Origin of the sequence: Effusibacillus lacus (genome assembly GCF_002335525.1) — a bacterium.
GTDB classification, from domain to species: Bacteria; Bacillota; Bacilli; order Tumebacillales; family Effusibacillaceae; genus Effusibacillus; species Effusibacillus lacus.
Window position 1 is genome coordinate 55562 of the sequence record NZ_BDUF01000023.1, and the last position, 9385, is coordinate 64946.

Genomic DNA, 9385 nt, shown 5'->3' on the forward strand with positions numbered 1-9385 from the left:
AGATCAGTGTCGAGCAAGCCAGGGAAATGCCGCTTGTGGATATTGCCTATGAAGTTCTGAAAGAAGCTAACAAACCTTTTTATTATCGGGATCTGTTGCAGGCAGTGGCCAATATTCGCGGGTTATCCGAAGAAGAGATTCAATCGGTCATCGCGATTCTGTACACGGAGCTCAATATTGACGGCAGATTTCTCTCCATTGGGAACAATACCTGGGGGCTCAAACGTTGGTATCCAGTCGACAAGACAGCCGAGAAAACGGTTGTTGGCAAGAAGTTTATTCTCCGGGACGACGATGATTTTGAAGAAGAAGAAGATGAAGCTCTGTACCTCGAGGACGAGTTGGAAGAAGGAGAGGGCCTGGATTACGTCTCTCTTGACGATGAGGAAGATCTCGAATATGAAGAAGTGGATGAGGTTGACGAAGAGCTGGAGGAATTTGACGACGAGATGAACGAAGAAGAGGAAGAGATCGTCGAGGAAGAAGACGAAGATTATTAATAAAAATAGGAGTCTGTGCCCTTGACAGGCTCCTATTGCAACGTTAAGATACATGAGGATAGAGTACGTTCGGAAAACTAAAAAAGCCGAGGGGTCCAGGCAACTCCTGAATGGCGGCTTTTTAGTTTTTTTTTGTGATTTGGCAGATGCAGAGATAGACATCATAAGTTTGGGGGCAATCAAATGGCGAAGTATATATTCGTAACGGGCGGTGTCGTATCTTCTTTGGGCAAAGGCATCACGGCGGCCTCTCTCGGACGGCTTCTAAAGAACAGGGGCTTGCGTGTTACCATTCAAAAATTCGATCCTTACATAAATGTTGACCCGGGGACGATGAGTCCCTACCAGCATGGCGAGGTCTTTGTCACCGACGACGGCGCAGAGACGGATCTGGATCTGGGTCACTATGAACGGTTTATCGATATTAACCTGTCCAAAAACAACAATGTCACGACCGGCAAAATTTACTGGTCTGTAATCCAGAAAGAGCGTCGGGGCGACTACTTGGGCGGCACCGTACAAGTAATCCCCCACATCACCAATGAGATCAAGGAGCGAGTGTTCCTTGCGGGAGAGACTGCGGATGTGGTAATCACCGAGATAGGCGGAACCGTGGGTGATATCGAAAGCCTTCCGTTTCTGGAGGCGATCCGGCAGATCAAGACGGATGTGGGCCGTAGCAATGTAATGTATATCCACGTTACACTGATTCCGTATTTGGGGAAAGCAGGGGAGATCAAGACCAAGCCTACCCAACATTCGGTGAAAGAGCTTCGCAGTATCGGAATAACCCCCCATGTGATCATCTGCCGGACGGAACGTCCGCTTTCCATGGATGTCAAAAGAAAGATTGCACTGTTCTGCGATACGGATCCGGAAGCGGTAATCGAATCGCGGGATGCGGAATCCCTCTATGACGTTCCCCTATTGTTCCAGGAACAAGGATTGGACGATATTGTGGTCCGCCATCTGGGCATCGACTGTCCTCCGGCTGATATGACGGAATGGAAAGAGCTCGCCCATCATGTGAAAAACCTGAAACATAAGGTCAAGATAGCCCTCGTTGGCAAATATGTCGCATTGCGCGATGCCTATATTTCCGTTGCGGAAGCCCTCTATCACGCAGGATTTGCCAATGACTCGCAAGTAGAAATTGAATGGATTCATTCGGAGGACGTCACACCCGAGAACGCGGGTGAACTGCTGGGGAATTCTGACGGAATTCTGGTTCCAGGGGGATTTGGCGATCGGGGGATCGAAGGCAAGGTTACTGCCGCTCAATATGCGCGGGAGAACAAGATTCCTTATCTCGGAATCTGTCTGGGAATGCAAATCGCAGTAGTTGAATTTGCAAGAAATGTAGTCGGATTGAACGGTGCCAACTCATCCGAAATCAACGAACTGACCGACTACCCTGTCATTGACCTGCTGCCGGAACAGAAAGGGATCGAAGACAAGGGCGGCACCATGCGTCTTGGATCCTATCCCTGTACCTTGTCTCCTGACACCAAGGCATATGCGGCTTATGGAACCGGAACCATTCATGAACGTCACCGTCATCGCTACGAGTTCAATAACGATTACCGTGAACAACTGACACGGGCAGGACTGGTGATTTCCGGCACTTCACCGGACGGGCGTCTGGTGGAAATCATCGAAGTGGCGGATCATCCCTGGTTTGTGGCATCCCAATTCCACCCGGAATTCACTTCCCGGCCCAACCGGCCGCAACCGCTGTTCCGGGACTTCATTCAGGCAGCCTTGCAGCATCGAAAGTAATGAGCACCCGCCTATTTGGCGGGTTTTTTTTGTTTGATTCGACAATGCTTACTTTGTTTCGACAGAACTAGACAGGTGTAAGCAAAAGGATTTTCTGACAATTGAGCGAATAAAATCTAGTAATTGCAAGGGTACAGGAAGGGGCAATGGGAATGGGGAAGAAAGTGTTGATCGTAGATGACCAATACGGAATCCGTGTATTGTTGAATGAAGTGCTTGAAAAGGAAGGGTATTCCGTATTCCAGGCTCCGAACGGTCAAACCGCCTTGGAAATCGTCAAGCTTGAGAAGCCGGATCTGGTGCTGCTGGACATGAAGATTCCTGGCATGGACGGATTGGAAATTCTTCGCCACATTCGGGTGATCGAACCGGATCTGAAGGTATTCATGATGACCGCCTACGGAGAATTGGATTTGATCAAAGAAGCAATGGCCCTCGGGGCACTGACCCATTTTACCAAGCCGTTTGACATTGATGAATTGAGAAAGGCCGTAAACAAAGAACTGGTTGTACAGGAGGTATAGGGGTGAGGGTTCTCCTTCGGCAGCGCATGAGCCAACACGATGCTCACTATGGCGGACAACTTGTGGACGGGGCTCGAATGCTCGGATTGTTCGGGGATGCCGCGACAGAGCTTCTGATTCGCCACGATGGCGATGAGGGGCTTTTTGTTGCTTATGAGGAAGTATTGTTCAAGGCTCCGGTATTTGCGGGGGACTATATTGAGGTGGTGGCTGAAATCACCCGTGTCGGCAACACTTCACGGACCATGGAATTCCATGCTTACAAAGTAATCCGCGCCAACATTGATCCGGGGGTCCCTTCGGCGGCGGAGATTGTGAATCCGCCTGAACTTGTGTGCTATGCGAAAGGCACTTGCGTTGTCCCAAAAGACAAGCAGCGTTTCAGGAAGGGTGAGTGAACATGGAGGAGGCTGGGTTCATGGAAAAGCTCATCATTACTTGCGCATTGACAGGGGCTGAGGCAACCAAACAAGACAACCCCAACCTGCCGGTGACACCGGAGGAAATTGCAAAGGCGGCGCTTGAAGTTCGACAGGCAGGGGCGTCGATTGTCCATTTGCATGCCCGGAACGAGGACGGTTCTCCCACGCAGGACAAGACAGTTTATGCGGAAATCATGCGGCGAATCAGGGAGACCGGCAACGATATCATTCTGCAGGTTTCCACCGGCGGAGCGGTGGGAATGACGCCGGAGGAGCGGATACAGCCCGTTACATTGCGATCGAAGGCTTCTGACGGATCCTTTTCCGGGGGTCAAGCCACGGGGCTGCTCCCTCCCTATCCGGAGATGGCCTCGCTAACCACGGGAACGGTTAATTTTGGCAATGGCGTATTTTTGAACACTCCTTCCGATATTGAGCGGTTTGCCCGTGTGATTCAGGAACATGGGGTACTGCCGGAATTGGAAATTTTCGACGCGGGCATGATAAGAAACGCATTGGAATTGAGAAAGAAAGGGCTTGTGCCGGATAACGCCCCGTTTGATTTCGTAATGGGGGTTGCAGGCGGAATTCCCGGCACACCCCGTGAGCTTCTATTCCTTGTGGAATCGCTGCCGGAAGGGGCACGCTGGTCGGTGGCGGGAATTGGAAGGGCACAATTGCCTCTTGCCACAATGGCAATCTTGTTGGGAGGGCATGTTCGGGTCGGATTTGAAGACAACGTTTACTATGCAAAAGGGGTTTTGGCGGAAAGCAATGCCCAACTGGTTGCCCGGATTGTACGGTTGGCCAAGGAGCTCGGACGCGCCGTGGCTGCGCCTGACGAGGCCAGACACATGCTTGGTATTATTGGCAAAAAGTGATAAAATATTTCAGAACTCAAGACGACTCGAGGAGCAGGAGGGAATCCATAATGGCTTTTGCATCTTTCAAGGAAGTGCTGACTGACGGATTGAAACACGGGTATGCAGTCGGCCAGTTCAACGTTAACAACCTGGAGTTTTTGCAGGCGATCATCGAAACGGCGGAAGAAGAACGTTCACCGGTGATTCTCGGAGTATCGGAAGGCGCAATGAAATACATGAACATTGAATACACGGTGGCCATGTGCAAAGCGGCTGCAGAGAAGGCCAGCGTGCCGGTCATTTTGCATCTGGACCACGGTTCCTCCTACGAAGTGGTGTTGAAGTGCCTGCGGGCTGGGTTTTCCTCCATCATGATCGACGCTTCCCATTATCCGTTGGAAGAGAACATTGCCAAGACCAGGCAGGTCGTCCATGCTTGCCATACGCTCGGTGTTGATGTGGAAGGGGAACTGGGCCGAATTGGGGGAACGGAAGACGACCTTTCCGTTGATGAAAGGGACGCAACTCTGGCGAAACCGGAGGAAGCTGTCCGTCTGGTGCAGGAATCGGGCATCGACGCACTGGCTCCCGCTATCGGGTCTGCCCACGGTTTGTACAAGGGAGAACCGAAACTGGACTTTGACCGGTTGGCCAAGATCCGGGATTTGACCGGAGTTCCGCTTGTCTTGCACGGGGGTTCCGGCATTCCGGATGAAGACATTCGCAAAGCAATCTCCCTTGGGGTCTCCAAGATCAATGTCAACACGGAGAACCAGGTGGCGTTCACCAACAAGATTCGCGAATTGCTTGACAAAGACGCGAAAGTTTACGATCCGCGCAAATACCTGGGACCGGCTCGCGAAGCCATTAAGGAAACCGTTCGTGAGAAGATTCGTTTGTTCGGTTCCAACAACAAGGCTTAACAACAATCATCTGCTGCCCGCAGCCGGTTCGCCGGCTGTTCATCATTCTGCGGCAAAGGAGAAAGCGATATGAAATTCTTTATCGATACAGCCAATGTGGAAGAGATTCGGCTTGCCAACGACATGGGGATTGTGTCCGGCGTTACCACCAACCCGAGTCTGGTTGCCAAAGAAGGCCGGGATTTCATTCAGGTGCTGAAAGAAATTTTGTCGATTGTGGATGGTCCTGTCTCCGCCGAAGTGATTTCCCTTGATGCCAAGGGCATGGTGGAAGAAGGTATGAAGTTTGCCGAACTTCATGAGAACATTACGGTGAAGGTGCCGATGACGGCAGAAGGCTTGAAAGCGGTAAAAGAGTTTGCGGCGAGAGGGGTCAAGACCAACGTGACTTTGATATTCTCCGCCAACCAGGCGCTGCTGGCCGCACGTGCCGGCGCTACCTTTGTGTCACCCTTTGTGGGACGCCTGGATGACATCTCCCAGGAAGGGATCGACTTGATCCGTGACATTGCGGACATTTTCAATATCCATGACATCAAGACGGAAATCATCTCCGCCTCCATCCGCCACCCGATGCATGTGACCCAATCGGCATTGGCAGGCGCTCACATTGCTACCTGTCCGTACTCGGTGATCGAGAAGATGATCAAGCACCCCCTGACCGATCAGGGAATCGAACGGTTCCTGGCCGACTGGGGCAAGATGAAGGGGTAAAGGGAAGCCACCTGGTTTTACAGGTGGCTCTTTTGATCCTATAGCATTTTTGTCCGACTTCGGTATAATGGGGGAAAAGCAGCGAAAGGAGACACACCTACAAATGATGGATGCAAATCAAATTATTGAATTTATCCGCACAAGCGAGAAAAAGACACCGGTGAAGGTTTATGTGAAAGGAGATCTGTCTGGTATCGACTTCGGACCGTCCAGCAAGACATTCATTACCGGCGGCACCGGGGTGGTGTTTGGCGAATGGAAAGAGATTGAGCCGGTACTGGAAGCCAACAAAGGGAAGATTGAAGATTATGTGGTGGAAAGTGACCGCCGCAATTCGGCCATCCCGCTGCTCGACACCAAGAACATCCAGGCTCGAATTGAGCCGGGCGCGATTATCCGTGATCAGGTAACAATCGGGAACAATGCGGTGATCATGATGGGCGCGGTTATCAACATTGGTGCCGTCATTGGCGAAGGCACCATGATAGACATGGGCGTTGTAGTGGGCGGCCGTGGAACGATCGGCAAAAACTGTCATATCGGAGCGGGTGCCGTTATTGCAGGTGTTATTGAGCCGCCTTCGGCCAAGCCTGTTGTGATTGAAGACGATGTGCTGGTTGGTGCCAATGCAGTCATTCTGGAAGGTGTACGCGTCGGCAAAGGTTCCGTGGTGGCAGCCGGCGCCATTGTTGTGGACGATGTACCGGAAAATGTAGTTGTGGCGGGCGTTCCTGCACGAATCATCAAGCAGATTGACGACAAGACCAGGTCCAAGACGGAGATCAAGCAGGAACTGCGCCAACTCTAATTGAATGTTTAACGAGGGAGGATGGGATTGATGGCAACCGCAAATCCCTACGTGGAGATTCGCCGGAAACTGCATCAGATTCCGGAACCTGGTTTTCAGGAGTTTAAGACTCAGCGCTTCTTGCTTGATTATATCGAAGCTTTGCCGCCGGAGCGAATCGAAGTCAGGACATGGCGAACCGGGATTCTGGTCCGGGTGAAAGGAAAGAACCCTTCCAAACGGATCGGTTACCGGGCGGATATGGACGGACTGCCAATAGCGGAAGAGACGACCTATGAGTTTCGTTCCCAACATCCCGGCTATATGCATGCCTGCGGTCACGATGTTCATATGACCATCGGTTTGGGAGTCCTGACCCATTTTGTGCACAATCCCATCAATGACGACCTGATCCTGATTTTTCAACCGGCGGAAGAAGGGCCTGGCGGCGCTCTGCCAATGATGGAAAGTGAAGAGTTTCAAGACTGGAAACCGGATTCTATCTATGCGCTGCATATCGCTCCCGAATACCCGGTAGGAACGATTGCGGTTCGTCCCGGAATTCTGTTTGCCAATACGTCCGAACTGTTCATTGAACTGACAGGAACGGGGGGCCATGCAGCGTTTCCGCACAAGGCAAACGATATGGTGGTGGCCGCATCTCACCTTGTTACCCAGTTGCAAAGCATTATCTCCCGCAATGTGGACCCTCTCGATTCGGCTGTCATCACCATCGGCAGGATTGAAAGCGGAACAAGGCAGAACATCATTGCTGAGAAAGCAAGACTGGAGGGCACCATTCGCACGCTGTCAGTCGAATCCATGGAACAAGTAAAATCCCGCATTGAGGCGGTTGTCAGCGGTATTGAAGCGGGGTTCGGGTGCAAGGCGGAGATCGATTACGGTTCCAACTACCGCCAGGTATACAACGATGAGCAGGAGACCCGTGAGTTCATGGATTGGCTCCAGTCGACTGGAACCGCGACTCTTGTGGAATGCAGGGAAGCGATGACCGGGGAGGACTTCGGCTACTTCCTGGCCGGGATTCCCGGCTTCATGTTCTGGCTTGGCGCGGAAACGCCTTACGGGCTGCATCATTCCAGGATGGAACCGGATGAACGAGCGATTGACGTGGCTCTTGAAGTGCTCACCAAGTATATTGCCTGGAAGTCCGGCAGATAGGGCGGACAGACGGAAAACGAGTGAAGATCCTTAAAATTAAGGAGGACACATATTATACACGACTAATATGTGTCCTCCTTATATTTTGTTGTTGAACAATTCACGTTAGTGTTTAATTCACAATCCGCTTGGCATACACAAGCTTCTTCTCGAACCAGGTGCCCTTCATTTTCTCAAAGGTTACTTTGCCTCGACCGCCGCCGCATTGGAGGATGTAGCCGTCACCGGCGTAGATTCCGACGTGACCGCCGCCACCTTTGTCTGCGCTGTTGGCGAAGAATAGCAGATCCCCTTTTTGCAAGTTCTTGTAGATATTGGATTTGTCGATTTTCACAGGGGTACCAATGGACTTGTCGTATCGTTGGGCTCTGGAAGATGAAGAAAACTTGATTCCCAGGGCCTCTTTGTAAACCCAGCTTGTGAAGTTCGAACAATCAAATCCGTATCCGGGCTTTTGTGTACCGTGGCGCCACTTTACACCCAGTTGGGTTTTGCCCACGCTAATCAGTTTGTTCAACTTGGCTTCCTTTGTTTGGGAAGAAGTGAACTGATTAGCCATTACAGGTTTGCTGCTTGAAGTCGTGGCGGCAAGCGCCGGGGCTTGTCCCAGTCCTGACAAGGAAAATACACTGGCTGAAACGACGATACAGGTAAGAAGCTTAGTTTTTCTAAGCATGCAAATCCCTCCTCAATGAATTGCCTCCGAGGTTAGTTGACGGGTTCGGGTCGAGGTAACCCTGTTCGAATATCGAAATTCACCCCTGCCGATGAAATTGCAATCGGCATAAAAAGTCCCCCGTACAATTTGACAATTCGTTTCCATCAAATTGATTCGGCTATTAAAGGGTAACATAGATTGATTGGTTTTTGAGGGGCCAATTTCTTCCACTCAATCCAGTATTTATTCAATTCTTGTTATACTGTCTTTAATCATCCCAATGTACAGATATGCCGTTATGCAGGGTAACGACCATGTGCAAATCGGGACGGACCTGCTTGTAATCGGGAACTTTCCCCTGGATATTCATCTCGGCACTAACTCCCATGACCGTGGATACGTTCCAACGACTGGCGTCCGGATAAAGTTTGGCGAATATCGGTGCAAGGTCGTCTTTGGCTTGCTTCTCCCATAAACTTCCGGATAGGAATCCATGTAAGTCTGGTTTGGCAGGTATGACTGCCAGGCGGAGAACTTCACCTGGGGCGCATGTTTCGGGTGTGAGAAATATACGAAGGCTGCAAAAGCCAGTATGTATGACAGAAGGACAACTATTACAGGTTTCCGGCGAATTGTCATAGTGAAGAGACCTCCAAAATTCGTAATGGTGTAATTTTATACTATTATGGTGTTTTTGCAATAAAAATAACAGAGACAGCTTAAAAGCTGTCCCTCGACTGTTGTTGGGTGGCTCCTTAATGGAATAAAGGATTAACAGACACTTATATGTGACTTAAGTCAGCCCAGTTTTTAAAATTAGGGATTATCAGATCCTTAATTCGCCATTTGTCAAATGGTAAGAGGCAAGAAGGTTGAACTAAGGTTCCCAAAATCGCTTATTTTAAAATCACCCGACGCAAATAACAAAATAAGCACCCGAAAATCCCTCCCTCGGGTTTAAGGGGTTTTCTTACGTATACTCGCTCATTCGCAGGATTTCATCACCTTGGAAAGTAGTGTTCCGTTTGGGTGT

The 9385-nt window shown here is 50.5% G+C and carries 10 protein-coding genes and 1 riboswitch; of the genes, 9 read left to right on the forward strand and 1 reads right to left on the reverse strand.

What is annotated here, in order from left to right; translation table 11 throughout:
- Window positions 1-2 precede the first annotated feature (2 nt).
- From rpoE to EFBL_RS06175, 9 genes are all read left to right on the forward strand, one after another.
- Window positions 3-500: a DNA-directed RNA polymerase subunit delta gene (gene rpoE, locus EFBL_RS06135; RefSeq protein ID WP_096181257.1), complete on the forward strand. Its 498-nt coding sequence runs from the start codon at window positions 3-5 to the stop codon at window positions 498-500.
- 183 nt (window positions 501-683) lie between these two features.
- Entirely contained in the window at window positions 684-2279 is a 1596-nt protein-coding gene (pyrG, locus tag EFBL_RS06140) for a CTP synthase (RefSeq protein WP_096181258.1), read from the forward strand.
- 152 nt (window positions 2280-2431) lie between these two features.
- Window positions 2432-2803: a response regulator gene (locus tag EFBL_RS06145; RefSeq protein WP_096181270.1), complete on the forward strand. Its 372-nt coding sequence runs from the start codon at window positions 2432-2434 to the stop codon at window positions 2801-2803.
- 2 nt (window positions 2804-2805) lie between these two features.
- The gene (gene kal / locus EFBL_RS06150; RefSeq protein ID WP_096181259.1) at window positions 2806-3201 is read left to right on the forward strand and encodes a 3-aminobutyryl-CoA ammonia lyase; all 396 of its coding nucleotides are present in this window, start codon (window positions 2806-2808) and stop codon (window positions 3199-3201) included.
- Between the two features lie 20 nt (window positions 3202-3221).
- The gene (gene kce, locus EFBL_RS06155; protein ID WP_096181260.1) at window positions 3222-4106 is read left to right on the forward strand and encodes a 3-keto-5-aminohexanoate cleavage enzyme; all 885 of its coding nucleotides are present in this window, start codon (window positions 3222-3224) and stop codon (window positions 4104-4106) included.
- 50 nt (window positions 4107-4156) lie between these two features.
- Window positions 4157-5011 (forward strand): class II fructose-1,6-bisphosphate aldolase, encoded by an 855-nt coding sequence (gene fba / locus EFBL_RS06160; RefSeq protein ID WP_096181261.1) that lies wholly within the window; start codon window positions 4157-4159, stop codon window positions 5009-5011.
- A 69-nt stretch (window positions 5012-5080) separates the two neighbouring features.
- A complete protein-coding gene (fsa, locus tag EFBL_RS06165) occupies window positions 5081-5725 on the forward strand; it encodes a fructose-6-phosphate aldolase (protein ID WP_096181262.1) in 645 nt (214 codons plus the stop codon).
- Window positions 5726-5828: 103 nt separating this feature from the next.
- Window positions 5829-6533: a 2,3,4,5-tetrahydropyridine-2,6-dicarboxylate N-acetyltransferase gene (gene dapD / locus EFBL_RS06170; RefSeq protein WP_172899652.1), complete on the forward strand. Its 705-nt coding sequence runs from the start codon at window positions 5829-5831 to the stop codon at window positions 6531-6533.
- A gap of 30 nt (window positions 6534-6563) precedes the next feature.
- Window positions 6564-7694, forward strand: a complete 1131-nt coding sequence (locus tag EFBL_RS06175) for an N-acetyldiaminopimelate deacetylase (RefSeq protein ID WP_096181263.1) — start codon at window positions 6564-6566, stop codon at window positions 7692-7694.
- Window positions 7695-7806: 112 nt separating this feature from the next.
- Here the strand turns inward: EFBL_RS06175 and EFBL_RS06180 are convergent, their stop codons facing one another.
- Complete coding sequence (locus EFBL_RS06180) at window positions 7807-8370, reverse strand: C40 family peptidase (RefSeq protein ID WP_096181264.1); 564 nt, start codon at window positions 8368-8370, stop codon at window positions 7807-7809.
- 6 nt (window positions 8371-8376) lie between these two features.
- Window positions 8377-8542: riboswitch (cyclic di-AMP (ydaO/yuaA leader) on the reverse strand.
- Between the last annotated feature and the right edge of the window lie 843 nt (window positions 8543-9385).